A 15,529-nucleotide genomic window follows, 5' to 3' on the forward strand; every position below is an offset into this window, starting at 1 on the left:
GGCAGAAGGATAAAACTACTTCTAACTTATCCCTTTAGGTTGAATTCCTCCACTTCTTTAAGTGGAACAGGGCATAGTGGTGAGTCTAATTCTCCCACTATGCCAGTTACCTTCTGCCTTCTGCCCTCTGCCTTCTGCCTTCGATTTAAAATTGTAAGTGTGGATATAAAAGTAGATAGTAATTAAACTCCCTAGCCAAAATGCAATTAGATCCGAAAATTCCCTCAGGTAGACTGCAAGATAAATGGGACGGCTACAAAGATCACTGTAAATTGGTTAGTCCCGCCAATAAAAAGAAACATACCATTCTCATTGTAGGAACTGGTTTAGCAGGGGCTTCCGCGGCTGCTACCTTGGCAGAATTGGGTTACAACATCAAAAGCTTTTGTATCCAAGATTCTCCGCGTCGAGCCCATAGTATTGCTGCTCAAGGAGGAATTAACGCCGCGAAAAACTATCCGAATGATGGGGACACTATCTGGCGATTATTTTACGACACCATCAAGGGAGGAGATTACCGTTCTAGAGAAGCTAATGTCCATCGTTTAGCTCAAATTAGCAACCAGATTATCGATCATTGTGTAGCCCAGGGTGTTCCTTTTGCTCGGGAGTATGGTGGGTTATTAGCCAATCGTTCTTTTGGGGGAGCCCAGGTATCCCGTACTTTTTATGCCAAGGGACAAACGGGACAGCAATTATTGCTTGGTGCTTATAGTGCGATGTCGCGACAAATTGCTGAGGGAAAAATTACCATGTTGACCCGTCGCGAAATGTTGGATTTGGTTCTTATTGAGGGGAAAGCGCGAGGCATTATCGTTCGCAATTTGATTACAGGTCAAATGGAAAGATACGCTGGAGATGCTGTCCTGCTTTGTACGGGGGGATATAGCAATGTTTATTATCTTTCTACCAATGCCCAAAATTCCAATGTAACCGCTGCCTGGCGATGTTACAAGCGGGGTGCATTGTTTGCTAATCCTTGTTTTGCGCAAATTCATCCAACTTGTATTCCTGTTTCTGGTGACTATCAATCGAAACTTACTTTGATGAGTGAGGGTTTGCGTAATGATGGGCGGGTTTGGGTGCCGAAAAAATCTGGGGATCAACGCCATCCCAATGAGATTCCTGAAGCAGAAAGAGATTATTATCTCGAAACTAGATATCCCAGTTTTGGCAATTTGGTTCCTCGGGATGTAGCATCTCGGAACGCCAAACAAATTACTGATGAGGGAAGGGGAGTTGGTGGGAAAGGATTATCGGTGTATCTGGATTTTCGGGATGCCATTAACAAGTCGGGAAAAGAGGCGATCGCGGAAAAATACGATAATCTCTTTCAAATGTATCAACGGATCACAGATGAAAATCCCTATCAAGTTCCCATGCGAATTTATCCTGCGGTACACTATATAATGGGCGGTTTATGGGTTGATTACAATCTCATGAGTACGATTCCTGGATTACATGTTTTAGGGGAGGCCAATTTTTCTGATCACGGTGCGAACCGCCTGGGAGCTAGTGCTTTGATGCAAGGCTTAGCAGATGGTTATTTCGTAATTCCCTATACTTTAGGTAACTATATTGCCCAAACAGATCCCCCAGCGGTCAGTACAGAAGATCCCGCTTTCACTGAAGCTGAAACTGCTGCAAATCATAAAATTCAACAACTTTTGAATATTAATGGCTCGAAAACTGTGAGTGAGTTTCATCGTCAACTAGGGAAGATACTTTGGGATGACGTGGGAATGTCTCGGAGTAAATCAGGCTTGGAATCTGCGATCGCGAAAATTGCCGATCTGCGATCGCAATATTGGCAAGATCTCAAAGTTACAGGCAGCAACGAAACTCTCAATAAAAACCTAGAATTTGCAGGAAGAGTTGCTGACTTCCTAGAACTCGGTGAATTAATGGCAAGAGATGCCTTGAACCGAGAAGAATCTTGTGGAGCACATTTTCGGGAAGAATACCAAACTGCTGAAGGAGAAGCCCAAAGAAATGATCAAGAATATTCTTATGTTGCTGCTTGGCAATATCGAGGAACAGAAGAAAAACCTTTATTGCAAAAAGAAGCCTTAAAGTTTGATAATGTGGAATTAACTCAACGTAGTTATAAGTAATAACGTGCCTTATGACCTTGAGAGCCGTCATATTACCCATTACCCATTACCCATTACCCATTACCCATTACCCATTACCTATTACCTATTCTTGACAGTGAAACTTAAGCGAGAATTATTTCGGAATTTTAGAGCAATTAAATTTTGTTCAGCAACTATAATCTTTATCTGCATTATTGTCCCCATTGAATTTAGGAACAATGCGGTTGCTCAATCGACATTACCTAAAGACATCAGGATGGGAATCCAAGAACTCGCTAGTTCCATTGGGAAAAGAAGACCTTCAGGTAATTGGGGTGGGTTTTGTCCATTATTTGGGCAAGAATTAGCAAAAGAACTGCAAGCAAGTAATACTAATATGATTGTCAAAGCGCCATATATTACTAATAGCTATGCTAATAGATATGATGGATTAAAACAAAATTTGGTTCAGATTGAATGTGGTCCTAATACAATTATTTCAGACCAAAAAATATTGGAAGAAAAAGGCTGGACACATATCGAATTTTCTGATCCATTTCACACAACAGGAATCAAAATCTTATTAAAAAAAGAATTAGCAAAAAGTAGTGAAGATGAAATAGGAAATATTCCCCAAGACAAGTTGAAGGATATTGTTATCGGAGTGATTTATGACACCACAACTTACTATCAATTAAAAAAATCAGGATATAAATTCGTCACCTTCAAAACTATTGAAGCAATATTGCAAGCACTTGAAAAAGGTGAACAAATCCAAGCCTATGCTGATGATGCACTAATATTAAAAACTCTTCTCGAAAGCGACTATCAAAACGAGGGCTATGTTTTATATCCTCAAAAAAAGGGCGATTATTTACCGAGAACCGCCCAGGAAGATTATGGTCTAGTTGTGTTAAAGGATTCAGGTTATTCCCAGCTGTTACTCGATAAAATCAACAAAACCTTAGAAATAGCAAGCATTAAAGCATATCAGGAAAAATTAAAGAATGAAGAAACAGGACAAACCAAGCAACAATTACTAGAAGAACAAGATCGTTACATAACTGAGATACTGCAAAAATTCAAGGAGAAAGAAGACGCTAACCGCATACTGATATTAGTTATAGCTGTTTTATCGATCCTCAGTATAGTGCTAACCTTCCTTCTAATTCTACAATCCTCTAGAAACCGTGATAGCTGACAACTGATTTAACTAGCTTCTTCTTCGTATTCAGGAATTTTCTCCACTTGTTTTTCCGGGATATTTACTGGAGGGGGATTATAGGGCTGAGGGCTTTCATCATCATCCCACACATCATCTGTCCCTTCACTATATTCAGGTTCTTGAACTGGCATTTGCGGTTCATAAGGCACATAGACTTTTTTATCTTCTACCTCTGCATCGCCCCAATTATCTTCTTCATACTCCTCATAAGCTACAGTTTCTGCCTTTTGCTGAACTGGGGGCACAACTCTTGCTTCTGGCCATTCATCCTCATCCCAGCGTTCCTCTTTGACAGGAATTCTTGCTTCTATCGGAGTACTAATGGTCGGACGTTCAGGAACCCCTGTCCCCAACTGATTTTCAGCTTTAATTGTCGGTGGATAGTAATCTTCTTCATCATCATCCAAAATCGAGCGCCCAAGACCAAGGCGTTCTAAGACTCCTACAGTAACCTGAGTCAAACGTTCTTCCGAACCTTCAAAGACGATCAGACGGTTAGGACCACTAGTAACAACATCATCTATAGACAATTCATAAGTGCTAATTAGTTGATCGGGAATTTGAGGAATACCCAAAGAAGCTATCGTGATGGCATAGACCTTCCCATCCAAAGAATCAAATTGAAAATCTCTAACTTTTCCTAATGGTTTATTCGCTTCAGTTACCACTTCGCAATTTATCAGACTACTATATGCTTCGATATCGATATCTTCAATCACATTTTCGTCTTCGACTAAAATCACATCTCCCGTTTGACAAATACTGGCAAGGTACATGTATTTGGGTATTCCAGAAACTGATAGTAAATTGTCCCGCAAACCCAGGGCAACTATTTCTCTGCGATCCATATCAACCAAAATTTCTTTGACTACCCCAATTCTTTTGCCAGTATTACGGGCAATAACTTGAGTATTAATAAATTCAGAACGAAGACGTATATTTTCAGTGATCATTTTTTATTATTTAATTTACCGATAGCTATAGCTGACTCACACAAGTAGTGCTATTCTAATGTAAAGTTTTATTTTTTATGGTTAGCAACACTAAACTTTAAGTCTAAAACTTAAAAACAAATTTACTATTAACTTTCACCAAGACCATTGTAGCTAATCTCTGTAGCTAATCCTTAACTATTTGACCTATTTGAGCATGAATGATTTATTTTGACAAGACTGGCGATCTCGGCGGAATCAAGAAAATGCGTGCCCAGTGAAGCAAAAAGTCTGTGGGATGTTATTTCCGCAAGGAAATTGGGTAATCTAAAATTGTTATAATCCAAAATCGTTAATTTAAAACGGGGCATTTTCCGTCTGTAGTAATTATGGGGCAAGATCTTCAGCAAGCTTCAGTGCTGACGCTGGAAGATGTGCTGAAACAACTCGCAAAGCTCAATGCTGATGGTTGTTTGCAGATATCTTATAACTCTATTGTTTTTTTTGTCTATTTAAATCAAGGACAAATAGTCTACGCAACTAATTCTCTTGCTCCTTTTGAGAGGCTTGAGCGTCATTTACGTCGTTTGAGCAATCAGAATAGCAAGTTGACGAACGATACCATTAAATTGGCGCGCCAGAAATTCAGACAGGTTATCGAGTCCTATGTGGAGATTCCTTCTGATTATCGGGGAATTTTATGGCTAGCAGATGTAGAGCATCTAAATTCTCAAGAAGTTTTGACTTTGGTCAGAAGAATTACCAGAGAAGTCTTTGAATCGATATTATGCTTACCAAAGGACACTGCTTATCAATTCACTGAGCAGTCTCAACAATTGCCTGAGATATGTCAATTTGAGTTAGCACCCTATATTAAGCAATGCCATAGTAGAATTGAAGCCTGGCAAACGTTTGCTAAGCACATTAAATCCTCATTTCAGCGTTTATATTTAGTGTCTGATGATCTTAATCATCACAATATTCCTAATTTAACAGCCGAGCAAAACGAGACTATTAGCAAACTTCTTAAAGGGTTAAACTTTCGCCAGATTAGTGCGTTAATTGACAAAGATGAGTTGATTGTTGCCAAAATTTTATATCCTTCGATTGTCAATAATAATATTTTAGTTAGAAATCCCAAATCTCCATTTAATAGACTGCCTAGTTTGATATTTCAGGATTCTGATAATTTGTTTGCCAATATCACTCATGATTTAAATGAAAATTTACAGTCTGCAGATGAGACAAGTCAGCAAATAGAATTTAACAGTAAGCAAACTATTGAGCTTTTGGGCAAAAGATGGAAAATTTCTTTTGTGGACCATAATCTAACCATCGATGAGAATTTTGCCGGTTTATTGGGTAGTAAAATATTTGATATCTACATAATTAATGACCCCATGAAAGCATTTGAGAAATTAATTGAATTTCAACCGGAAGTAATTTTTCTTGCTGTTGATATGCCGAACATTAACGGGTATGAATTATGTGGATTATTAAGAAATCATAATAATTTTAAAACTACACCTATTATTCTAATTTCAGAGAATAAAGGGCTTCCCAATTCCAGTAAGTTAAAACTTTTAGGAGTAACGGATAACTTGATTAAACCTTTTACTCAAGAAAGCCTTTTGAGCATTGTTTTGAAAAATCTGCACTAAATTATTGCTCATTAATTTTTTTAATTTTAATTTGTTTGAGTTTATTCTCTTCAGCAAAGACAACCGTAAAGTACAGGTTATTGTAACTAATTGTTTCTCCTTGAGTGGGGATTTTTTGCCATCGCTCAAGCAGAAAACCACTCAACGTATGATAATCTTCCGCTAAGGGCAAATCTATATCCAAAGATTCATTAACATCTTCCAAGTTCATTTGCGCAGGAACCAAAAAAGTTTTTTCATCGAGTTTTTTGATTAAGTTAAGCGTGGTTTCTTGAGGCTCCCCTTCATTGCCAATAATTTCTGTAATTAAATCTTGAAGGGTAATTAATCCTGAAGTACCACCAAATTCATCAATTACAATCACCATCGATTTTCGCGATCGCTGCATCAAGGACAACAATTCATTTAAAGGTGTTGTTTCCGGAATAAAATTAACATCCTCAACCCATTGACTAATTTTAGAATCATTAATTAACTTTCCTTCTGCTAGGGGAATAGCTAGACTTTTATAGTCAATAAGCCCTTTGATATCATCCAAAGATGTTCCGACGACAGGGTAACGGAAAAAACTTTTTTGGGCGATTGTTTGCAGCAATTCAGCAAAACTAGCATCTTGAGGGAAAAATTCAATTTCCGTGCGGGGAATCATAATCTCTGCTGCTGTGACATCCGCCAATTCAAAGACATTATTCAGGATTTCTCTTTCCTCAGCTTCCAAGCCAGTTGATTCTTTTTCTGTAGCGATGATCAACTGCAATTCTTCTGAAGTAACTTTTTTTTCCCATTCTTGCCCGATATATTCAATATGGAATAGCTTTAGTAAAAAGCGAGTTGATTGGTTTAGGATTCCGATAAAAGGACGGAAAATACGAGCAATCACTAAACTGGGAGGAGCAAAAAATCGCGCCAGCTTTTCAGGATAGAGAATCGCAACTGATTTCGGGCATAATTCCCCTAAGACTATTTGTAAATAGACAAGGAAAATAAAAGCAATGGGAATCGCCAAAGAATGAATTATGGCTTGAGTAATCCATTGTGCTAAAGGCAGTTTGACAATTAGTTGCTTTACGACAACTGCAATTGTCCGTTCACCAATCCAACCTAAAGCTAAGCTGGAAAGAGTAATCCCCAATTGGGTAGTCGATAAAAGACGGTCTATGCTTTTTTGGAGATATTGAACTGTTTCTGCGGTTACATCTCCATCTTTAACTAATTGATTTATTCGCGATCGCCGAACCGAAACAATTGAAAATTCCGCAGCAGTAAAAAAAGCATTGATCGCAATCAAAAAAAAGAGCCCAAAAAAAGATATTAGAAAGTCTTGACTGCTCATCGAAAAGACATCAGCGATGACGATGAAAAAATACTTAATCTAATGTAGGATAACAAATTAACAAAAATAATGTTGAGGGAATTTAGATAATCAAGCAAGACAAGAATCATCTAGTTACGGAGATTTTCTCTAATTTTAATTCTAATTCCTGTTCAGGATAGTCCTTTAGAGTTAAAGATATATTACGGGAATTATTCAATAAACTAAGGGGTACAATGAGATTGCCTTGGAATTCCTTGCCATTAGCCGGTAGTTCCCCGGGTAATCCCTCGGTAATAGCACTCAAAGAACGATTCTGATCATCTTTGATATCCATGAAGCTGTAAAGAAAACGGACAGAGTCAGAGCTTTCATTTTTAAGTTTAACCCCCAAAATAAGTGAGCTACCTTGGAATTTAGCCTGGGAGACTTCTATCGTGACCCCTCCGGAGCTATTTTTAATCGGGACAAAACCAGCAGGAACATTATCTTGATCTTCCTTATTCGTTACTAAACTGGATTTCGATTGACTAAAAGACTGTTGAGATTTCTTCTCTTGCTCTTTTTTTGTTTGATTGTAAATGTGGTCATAGACATTAACCAAGACTTCTCGTTCTTCTATGATGCTTAACCCTTTGTGAGAACCTACTCTTCTTTTGGTCTTAGCTACTGGTTCCTGTGAGTTGGTGTCTGGTTGTGTAACCACTTTTAGCGCTTCCTTGCCCATCAAATAACCGACATAAGCACTCGCACTGCCGCCAGCCAACATCATTAATAAGAGAACAAATATTAGCAAAAAAGTTGATTGGAGATTAATGCGATTACTCATCCTGTTAAATTTATTTAATTTACTGAGGTTACCAATTATAATCAATAATCAGGTAAGATAATGTCGAAAGATAACACTATCGTGCATTGTTTTGCTGAAAAGTAAACCAGGGTTGGCCGAGCGGTTTAGGCAACGAACTCATAATTCGTGCAAGGCAGGTTCAACTCCTGCACCCTGGATAAATGAAATAGCAGGTAAAAAGGAACCAGATAATTTCTTTCTGCCCTCTGCCCTCTCTCTTGGTGAGCGTCTCTTGGTAGACATTCCCTTGCTCGGTCGGCGTTCCCTTGTCCCCATTCGAGGATAAACGGATTTAAAATTCCGCGGGTTCCGACCGCTTTCAGCGGCGCGGGGTCTCACCTCTGCCTTCTGCCCTCTGCCTTCGTTTAATATCCCAGATAGCCAGGATTTTCTTGAAGGGAGGTAGAAAAAGGGTTAGCAAGATCCCGAGTTTTTATGGGGCTATTTTTTTCAGCCTGTTGTTTGAGTCCATCTTGGTAGAGAAAATGGACTAACTCTCCATCCTTAGAGATCTGAATTTCGGGAAATTGATTAAACCCAAAAATATGATTGAGTTGATCGACAAAACCATCATTACGAAAAGCAGTACCACTATGATTAAAAAAAGCATCGTCAAATACTTGTTGAACTGAAATCGGTTCTGCTTGCTCATCTGTAGTAGTTTGGGCCCATAGCTTTAAAGGACATAAACTAGCGATGGTAGTTAGGAATAAAATTGAACTTAATTTAGTAAACTTAATAGACATTGCTCAATAATTGTTAAACTTCTGCTTGATCTTATCTAAAGAATTTTCAAACGAACAGAGGGGAATTTCAGGGATGAGGGATGAGGGATGAGGAACGAGGAAAGAAGAGTGGTTTTAGTGAATATTGAATGTTAATGAAGCTTATGATCGATAATTGGGAAAATACTGCTACTTTGCTTGATGCTAATTTTGATGATTTACGTCAAATACTATTAGGTTTAATAGTCAAATATGCTTATAAAGAAGGGGATTTTGTGCTTTCCTCGGGAGCTAGTAGCCCTTACTATATTAACTGTAAACAAGTCACCCTTAGGGCAGATGGGGCATTAGTCATTGGGCGTTTATTGGGCAATTTGCTGTCGAAGGATACGGACGCAGTTGCTGGTCTGACATTGGGGGCAGATCCGATAGTTTCGGCTGTAAGTTTAGTCTCAGCGATCGAAAACAACCCCATTCCTGGATTAATCATTCGTAAAAAACCGAAAGGACATGGGACGAAAGCTTATATCGAAGGGCCGAGTTTGAAGCCAAGTTCCAAAGTGATTGTACTAGAAGATGTGGTAACTACAGGTCAATCTGCTTTGCAAGCCGTAGAAAGATTACAAGATGCTGGCTATCAAGTAACAAAAATTATTTCTTTAGTCGATAGAAAACAAGGAGGGGAAGAGCTTTACCAAGCTCAAGGATTAAAGTTTGAGACTTTGTTTGACATTGTAGACATTCAACGACATGCATCTTAAATTTAGTTTGTTTTTTGTAACGTTCGAAGCTAGAGCAATCGGTTAGGGTGGGGTTGGTATCTTAAATAATTTTCCATTTATAACTCATGAATACTTTCCCTTCACGCCGTTTCCAACAAGTCAATTGGCCGGCAACTATTATGTTTGCTCTGGGCTTTTGGCTTAGTGCCAGTCTAGTGTTTGATTGCTTGGTGATTCCTGGCTTGTTAACTAGCGGCATGATGAGCCAAAACGGGTTTGCTAGTGCTGGATACACTATTTTTGGCACTTTCAACCATGTTGAGCTTATTTGTGCAGCTCTTGTGCTCGCTGGTAGTTTGGTTTGGAACTATAGTAGTAGCCCCGGTCAAGTGAAAATTGATCGTTCTGTCTTGTTTGCAGGAATTTTGCTTGCGATCGCAATTATCTATACTTATATCTTGACTCCTCAGATGAGCGCCTGGGGAATGTCTCTAACTGGCTCAGAATCCCTGGAGCAGATGGCAATGCCCATGAAAACGATGCATGTTGCCTATTGGAGTTTGGAGATAACAAAACTAGTACTAGCAACTAGTCTGTTAAAGATGTTTTATCGCAGCTCTTGCAACTTAGTTTAAGAGACAGCTTGACGCTCATTAGGTGGCGATTTTAACTTTCTTGGCGATTTTGGGAATCATAGGGCAGATGAACTTTTGATAAAGTACGAGCTTATTCCCTTATAAAACGATGAACCCGATTAGAGTTTTAACGATCGCCAAGAATAGTTTTCAAGAAGTCATTCGCGATCGCATCTTATATTTCATTGGCTTTTTTGCCCTGCTGCTAATTTTGGCGCAAAAAATCATTCCCGAAATTGCTGCTGGTACAGACGAAAAGATTTTATTGGATTTTGGTATTGGCGCGATCGCGATTCTGACGGTCATAATTGCGATCTTTGTCGGTACTGCATTAATTAACAAAGAAATAGAAAAGCGTACCCTCCTCATGCTGATTCCCAAGCCCATTAGCCGAGCGGAATTGATTGTGGGCAAACATTTGGGTCTGTTGGCAGTGTTAGTCATTACCATCTCCATTATGATGGCTCTCTACTTGGGAATGCTTCAGGCTTCTGGCATTAGTTATCCCACATTGGCCCTAATTATCTCTGCCGTCTATCTTTTAATAGAATTGGCTCTACTGATTGCGGTTGCTATGGTCTTTGGTGTATTCACTAGTTCTATTCTCGCAACCCTGCTCAGTTTTGGCGTCTATTTAATGGGGCATTTTAGCCAGGATCTAGTGGAATTAGGTAAATTAAGTAAAAACTCTAGCATCGAGAGTTTGACCACGGGTTTGTACCTTGTATTACCCGATTTATCAAGATTAGACCTAAAAAATGAAGCAGTATACGGCTTATTGCCCAGTGGCGGCGATTTACTAGCTCATGCTCTTTATGGAATTATCTACACAATACTTTTATTAATAGTTGCTATAACTGTATTCTCCCAAAAAGAGTTCTGATTTCCCAATTTCTCATAATTAACATCTAGATAGTTCTCGCCATTTTCACTTATCTTTAATAAGATTATGGGGTGTTTACCTAAAGTTTATGAATGTGAACTGCTCTGATACATAATTTATGAAGCCAGAGTATCTTACTAGATCTTATTCGGTGATGGGGAGCCCGATAATTTGTCTATGTCCAATCGTTCTGGATTGATTTTACAACAGGGAAAGCAACCTAGCACAGCAAGCAACATCAACCTGCTGATTGTGACAGATGACTTTGTTGAAACCGAGGAGATTATTCAAACCTTCAATGAAATGACAGTGGACATTCGATATGACACTGTGTTTTCTCATCGCTTCCCCCCACAACTGTTTAAATACGACTACGATGTAATCATCTATAACTATAGCCTATGCCCCCATACAGCAACTATGGTGTCGCCTTTAGAGAAAATAGAAGGTTGGTATCGGTTTCCTAAGCAAATTCCCTTAATATTAATTACGGAGACGTTGGGAGATGAGATGGCGATTGAATGTGTTCAATCAGGTATTAATGGCTATATCTTGCGCCATAAGCTCTATAAATTACCCAAAATCCTCGAAAAGGTTTTATTGTCTGTCGATAGCGAACAAGGCAATCAACAGCCTAATCCAGTTGTCCAACTGAAAAAACGTTTAGCAATTCTCCAAACGGAAAAAGAGCAACTGCAAACAGCAGTAGCAAATAAAGAAGAGTATTTTTCCCACTTAAATCATGAACTGAGAAGCCCGATCGCCGCAATTTTGGGTTTTGCTCGTATGCTGAAAGACGAGATTTATGGGTCTTTAAATGCTAAGCAGATGCAATATGTCAGTGCAGCCTTAACAACCGGAGAGCATCTTTTGGATTTGGTAAACGATTATCTTGATATTGCCAAAATTAATGCTAATCGAGAAGAGTTATATTGTGAGAACTTGCCTGTAGAAGATATTTGCCAGGCTTCTTTGGCTATAGTAGAAGAAAAAGCACGAGCCAAGGAATTAGAGCTAGTCTTGAATATGGCAGAAGATGTCGATTTTTGTTTCGCTGACAAGCTTCGACTGAAGCAGATTCTGGTTAATTTATTGACTAACGCTGTGAAATTCACTGAATCAGGCTCCGTAACCTTAAAGGTGACATCTGATCAGAAAATGCTGAATTTTGCTGTCATTGATACGGGCATTGGTATTTCACCAGAAGATTCACAAAACCTGTTTCAACCCTTCCAGCAAGTTAATAATATTTCTAATCGACGTCATAAAGGTACAGGATTAGGTTTAGCCCTATCCAAAAAGCTCGCCCAACTTCATGGAGGCGATATTGTCGTTACATCAAAACTTGGGGAAGGTAGTTGTTTTTGTGTTTCGATTCCTCGCTAATTTTAAGGAATGAGCAAGTAAGAGAAGAGGCTTTGACTCAACTTTTTGCTGATGCGGCAATACTTGTATAATTATTGGGCTTGATAACCAATTTTATATCAATATGACTTCCGTTAGTGATCGCTTAAAAACTATTCAACAAAATTCTGGCTGTGCTTTAATTCCCTTCATTACGGCTGGAGATCCCGGTCTCGAAACCACAGCTAAGGCATTACAAGTTTTGGCGGACAATGGTGCAGATGCGATCGAACTGGGAGTGCCCTATTCCGACCCCCTCGCCGATGGCCCGACAATTCAAGCGGCGGCAACTAGAGCTTTGCAAAGAGGTGTGAAATTAGAAGATGTTTTGGAAATCGTTAAGAAATTTCCCCATAAAACTGAGATTCCCATTATTCTTTTCACCTATTACAACCCAATTTACTATCGAGGTGCGGCAAATTTCCTCCAACAGATTAAAGAAGCAGGAGTTGCAGGGTTAGTTATCCCTGATCTTCCTTTAGAAGAATCAGAAAATTTGCTCCAATTGGCAACGAACATAGGAATTGAAGTGACTTTGCTAGTTGCACCTACCAGTTCTGAGGAGAGAATTAAAGCGATCGCAGAAAAATCTCAAGGCTTTATCTACCTTGTCTCTGTGACAGGGGTAACGGGAATGCGTACGGAAATGAGTAACCGAGTTAAAGATTTATTAGTTGAGTTACGAACTGTTACCGACAAGCCAATTGGGGTCGGGTTTGGAATTTCTTCTCCTGAGCAAGCCAAACAAGTAAAAGCCTGGGGTGCTGATGCCGCCATTGTCGGCAGTGCTTTCGTGAAACGCTTAGCTCAAGGAACAACCGAAGAAGGATTAAAAGCTATTGGTGAATTCTGTAAAAGTCTCAAAGAGGCAATTTCTTGAATTAGGTTTTAGGTTTTAGGTTTTAGGTTTTAGATTCACTTAAATTTAACGCAAAAATAACAAGCTGATTCCCATAATTGATAACAATACTCCGCCAAGAGAACGCCAACTAACTTTCTCTCCTCGCATTACTACCATCGGGATAATAAATAGAGGACTTGTCGCAAGCAAAGTTTGGGCAATTCCAGCGGGCGCAAATTTCAAAGAAGTTTGTTGTAGCCAAATACCTAAATAGGTACCGAAAAAAGTTGCGATCGCTAATGTACCCCAAAGGCGGAGCGAAAAACTTTCTAACTTAGTTACTGACTTAAGTTTTGGCAAAGGCAAAGGTAATAGCCATAACAAAAGAGTGATCGCAAATCCTGCTGTTAAACGGATCAAACTACTTTCGAGGGAGCTAAGATTAGAATCGAGCAGAACCATCCGAGATAAGACTGCCCCACTGGCTTGGGCGATCGCTGCTCCTAGACCCCAAAAAAAACCCAATAACAAAGAAGATTTATCCTTCTCGGTATCTAAAGTTCCTTCACTAATCACCCAGGCCACACCAAGAATAGTCAGTAAAATGCCACACCAAGCAAAATAAGATAATCTTTCTCCGATTAAGATAAAAGCTAAAAAAGCCCCCATAGGAGGAGCTAAGGTTTCGAGCAGCAAAGTTCTTCTAGGTCCCAAATGATTCAGTGCCGTAAAAAAAGCCGTGTCTCCCAAGCCAATACCGAGAATGCCACTAAAAGCCAGCACCAATAGTCCATTGAAGGAGACAACACCCCATTGCCAGCCTTGAAACATTAGAGTTACGAGCAACATTGCGATCGCAATTAAGCCTTTGAGAATATTTAGTTGCAATGGTGCGATCGTCCTGCCCAATAGACGGTAAATCATCGAAGATAACGCCCATAGAAAAGCGGCACTTAAAGCTGAAATTTCTCCAATAAAATTATGCAAATTATTTCCGTCTCAAAACTAACCCAAAATTCCTCATCCTTCATCCTTCATCCTTCATCCCTAAAAAAAGTCACTCAATAACAATCCGCCATTCATGTAATTCGTAAGTAACGCAATTATTAACGATTAGAGGATCTTGAGCGACAATTGCTTGAGCTTGCTCTAATGACTCTGCTTCAAACTGCAACATGCCCCCACCGAGTTCGGCCCAGTAACCAGTGCGAGCTTTATGACCCTTGGCAATCAAGTCTAAAACATATTCTTTATGGGCGGAAATATACTTATCAAAGATTTTTTTTTCAACAATTCCCTTTTCTATTTTGACAAATAAAGGCATATTAAACTATCTAGAGGAAACGCTTGCAGTTCATAGCTTATAGCTTATCACGATGCGATTTTAAGTGTAGCCATGGTCTGTTAAAAACGCCAAACTGATATCTTCTGCTCTTGTCTTTTGCACTTTGCGATCGCCGATTAATCTCGCAACATATTTGCCTAGAATATCACTTTCAATATTAACTAAGTCCCCTGATTCTAAATAGCTCAGGTTTGTCTCAGCGTAGGTCAGGGGAATAACCGCCGCTTTGAACCAACTACCATCAGCTGCCGTTTCTGCGATCGTCAGGCTAATCCCATTAACCGTAATACTCCCTTTGGATGCTAAATAGGGAGCAATATTATCTTGCCATTGAGCTTCTTTGGTATTGGCAATGCCGAAGGTGATCTCCCAAGATTGTTCCGTGGCGATCGATTCTACTAAACAGCCCATGCCATCAACATGGCCTGTGACAAAATGTCCGCCAATTTTTCCGCCTGCTCGCAAAGATGTTTCTAAATTAACGTAATTTCCAGGGCGATCGCTTTTGCTGAGAGTCGTGCGCATGATAGTCTCGGGGGAAGCTGTGGCAATAAAACCTTGGGGCAAGAGAGTTTCTACTGTTAGACAAACACCATCGACTGCAACACTGTCTCCTATTTCTAGATCCGATAGAATACTGACGCGATCGCCTTTGACAACTGTAATCTCAAAACTGTTTTGTTCTTGAATCTTAGTTGTCCCTAAAGCCTCTATTAAACCCGTAAACATCTGATTTTCTCCTTAAGATGACAAAATATTGGGATAAACGACGAATAGATGTAGTTTTTTGCTGCAAATCTCTAGTATTAACCAAAACCTAAACTGTAAGTTTTTTTGCGTAAATTGGGGCAATATCAATAAATTAAGGCATACTGAGAGTAAAAGTAAATTCTTTACAATAAAAGCACCATCATTCTCG

The 15,529-nt window shown here is 39.3% G+C and carries 15 protein-coding genes and 1 tRNA gene; 9 read left to right on the top strand and 7 right to left on the bottom strand.

All coding sequences use genetic code 11. The annotated features are described in order from the left end of the window. Window positions 1-200: 200 nt before the first annotated feature. Window positions 201-2,114, top strand: coding sequence for a fumarate reductase/succinate dehydrogenase flavoprotein subunit (locus tag XEN7305_RS10985; RefSeq protein ID WP_006509491.1), 1,914 nt, complete (start codon window positions 201-203; stop codon window positions 2,112-2,114). Between the two features lie 4 nt (window positions 2,115-2,118). Beyond that, window positions 2,119-3,276 (top strand): transporter substrate-binding domain-containing protein, encoded by a 1,158-nt coding sequence (locus XEN7305_RS10990; protein WP_006509492.1) that lies wholly within the window; start codon window positions 2,119-2,121, stop codon window positions 3,274-3,276. A gap of 8 nt (window positions 3,277-3,284) precedes the next feature. Here XEN7305_RS10990 and XEN7305_RS10995 read toward each other — a convergent pair whose 3' ends face one another. Beyond that, window positions 3,285-4,253, bottom strand: coding sequence for a PRC-barrel domain-containing protein (locus XEN7305_RS10995; RefSeq protein WP_006509493.1), 969 nt, complete (start codon window positions 4,251-4,253; stop codon window positions 3,285-3,287). A gap of 368 nt (window positions 4,254-4,621) precedes the next feature. Between XEN7305_RS10995 and XEN7305_RS11000 the strand changes: the two genes are divergently transcribed. Then, a complete protein-coding gene (locus tag XEN7305_RS11000; RefSeq protein WP_006509494.1) occupies window positions 4,622-5,893 on the top strand; it encodes a response regulator in 1,272 nt (423 codons plus the stop codon). Window position 5,894: 1 nt separating this feature from the next. On the opposite strand, the gene XEN7305_RS11005 is transcribed toward XEN7305_RS11000, so the two are convergent. Both XEN7305_RS11005 and XEN7305_RS11010 read right to left on the bottom strand, forming a co-directional pair. Then, window positions 5,895-7,226 (bottom strand): hemolysin family protein, encoded by a 1,332-nt coding sequence (locus XEN7305_RS11005; protein ID WP_006509495.1) that lies wholly within the window; start codon window positions 7,224-7,226, stop codon window positions 5,895-5,897. A 106-nt stretch (window positions 7,227-7,332) separates the two neighbouring features. Then, window positions 7,333-8,034 (bottom strand): hypothetical protein, encoded by a 702-nt coding sequence (locus XEN7305_RS11010; RefSeq protein ID WP_006509496.1) that lies wholly within the window; start codon window positions 8,032-8,034, stop codon window positions 7,333-7,335. 106 nt (window positions 8,035-8,140) lie between these two features. On the opposite strand from XEN7305_RS11010, the gene XEN7305_RS11015 reads away from it, so the two are divergent. Beyond that, window positions 8,141-8,213: transfer RNA gene (locus XEN7305_RS11015), tRNA-Ile, on the top strand. A 207-nt stretch (window positions 8,214-8,420) separates the two neighbouring features. Here the strand turns inward: XEN7305_RS11015 and XEN7305_RS11020 are convergent. Further along, a complete protein-coding gene (locus XEN7305_RS11020; protein ID WP_006509497.1) occupies window positions 8,421-8,801 on the bottom strand; it encodes a hypothetical protein in 381 nt (126 codons plus the stop codon). A 143-nt stretch (window positions 8,802-8,944) separates the two neighbouring features. Here XEN7305_RS11020 and pyrE point away from each other — a divergent pair, with 143 nt between their 5' ends. From pyrE to trpA, 5 genes are all read left to right on the top strand, one after another. After that, a complete protein-coding gene (gene pyrE / locus XEN7305_RS11025) occupies window positions 8,945-9,541 on the top strand; it encodes an orotate phosphoribosyltransferase (protein ID WP_006509498.1) in 597 nt (198 codons plus the stop codon). An 86-nt stretch (window positions 9,542-9,627) separates the two neighbouring features. Then, a complete protein-coding gene (locus XEN7305_RS11030; protein ID WP_006509499.1) occupies window positions 9,628-10,137 on the top strand; it encodes a hypothetical protein in 510 nt (169 codons plus the stop codon). Window positions 10,138-10,246: 109 nt separating this feature from the next. After that, window positions 10,247-11,020, top strand: a complete 774-nt coding sequence (locus tag XEN7305_RS11035) for an ABC transporter permease (protein ID WP_006509500.1) — start codon at window positions 10,247-10,249, stop codon at window positions 11,018-11,020. Window positions 11,021-11,197: 177 nt separating this feature from the next. Next, window positions 11,198-12,406 (top strand): HAMP domain-containing sensor histidine kinase, encoded by a 1,209-nt coding sequence (locus XEN7305_RS11040; protein WP_006509501.1) that lies wholly within the window; start codon window positions 11,198-11,200, stop codon window positions 12,404-12,406. Window positions 12,407-12,509: 103 nt separating this feature from the next. Further along, complete coding sequence (gene trpA, locus XEN7305_RS11045; protein ID WP_006509502.1) at window positions 12,510-13,304, top strand: tryptophan synthase subunit alpha; 795 nt, start codon at window positions 12,510-12,512, stop codon at window positions 13,302-13,304. Between the two features lie 45 nt (window positions 13,305-13,349). Here trpA and XEN7305_RS11050 read toward each other — a convergent pair whose 3' ends face one another. The 3 genes from XEN7305_RS11050 to XEN7305_RS11060 all read right to left on the bottom strand — a co-directional run bounded on the left by XEN7305_RS11050 (window position 13,350) and on the right by XEN7305_RS11060 (window position 15,339). Continuing rightward, the gene (locus XEN7305_RS11050; RefSeq protein ID WP_040897506.1) at window positions 13,350-14,252 is read right to left on the bottom strand and encodes a DMT family transporter; all 903 of its coding nucleotides are present in this window, start codon (window positions 14,250-14,252) and stop codon (window positions 13,350-13,352) included. A gap of 70 nt (window positions 14,253-14,322) precedes the next feature. Next, the gene (locus tag XEN7305_RS11055; RefSeq protein ID WP_006509504.1) at window positions 14,323-14,589 is read right to left on the bottom strand and encodes a YciI family protein; all 267 of its coding nucleotides are present in this window, start codon (window positions 14,587-14,589) and stop codon (window positions 14,323-14,325) included. Window positions 14,590-14,649: 60 nt separating this feature from the next. After that, entirely contained in the window at window positions 14,650-15,339 is a 690-nt protein-coding gene (locus XEN7305_RS11060) for a riboflavin synthase (protein ID WP_006509505.1), read from the bottom strand. Window positions 15,340-15,529 lie beyond the last annotated feature (190 nt).

This window comes from Xenococcus sp. PCC 7305, assembly GCF_000332055.1.
In the GTDB taxonomy this organism is placed as follows: domain Bacteria; phylum Cyanobacteriota; class Cyanobacteriia; order Cyanobacteriales; family Xenococcaceae; genus Xenococcus.

Coding starts and splice junctions, on each gene's coding strand:
- XEN7305_RS10985 (WP_006509491.1), top strand. CDS start 201: ATGCAATTAGATCCGAAAATTCCCTCAGGTAGACTGCAAGATAAATGG.
- XEN7305_RS10995 (WP_006509493.1), bottom strand. CDS start 4,253: ATGATCACTGAAAATATACGTCTTCGTTCTGAATTTATTAATACTCAA.
- XEN7305_RS11000 (WP_006509494.1), top strand. CDS start 4,622: ATGGGGCAAGATCTTCAGCAAGCTTCAGTGCTGACGCTGGAAGATGTG.
- XEN7305_RS11005 (WP_006509495.1), bottom strand. CDS start 7,226: ATGAGCAGTCAAGACTTTCTAATATCTTTTTTTGGGCTCTTTTTTTTG.
- XEN7305_RS11010 (WP_006509496.1), bottom strand. CDS start 8,034: ATGAGTAATCGCATTAATCTCCAATCAACTTTTTTGCTAATATTTGTT.
- XEN7305_RS11020 (WP_006509497.1), bottom strand. CDS start 8,801: ATGTCTATTAAGTTTACTAAATTAAGTTCAATTTTATTCCTAACTACC.
- pyrE (WP_006509498.1), top strand. CDS start 8,945: ATGATCGATAATTGGGAAAATACTGCTACTTTGCTTGATGCTAATTTT.
- XEN7305_RS11030 (WP_006509499.1), top strand. CDS start 9,628: ATGAATACTTTCCCTTCACGCCGTTTCCAACAAGTCAATTGGCCGGCA.
- XEN7305_RS11035 (WP_006509500.1), top strand. CDS start 10,247: ATGAACCCGATTAGAGTTTTAACGATCGCCAAGAATAGTTTTCAAGAA.
- XEN7305_RS11040 (WP_006509501.1), top strand. CDS start 11,198: ATGTCCAATCGTTCTGGATTGATTTTACAACAGGGAAAGCAACCTAGC.
- trpA (WP_006509502.1), top strand. CDS start 12,510: ATGACTTCCGTTAGTGATCGCTTAAAAACTATTCAACAAAATTCTGGC.
- XEN7305_RS11055 (WP_006509504.1), bottom strand. CDS start 14,589: ATGCCTTTATTTGTCAAAATAGAAAAGGGAATTGTTGAAAAAAAAATC.
- XEN7305_RS11060 (WP_006509505.1), bottom strand. CDS start 15,339: ATGTTTACGGGTTTAATAGAGGCTTTAGGGACAACTAAGATTCAAGAA.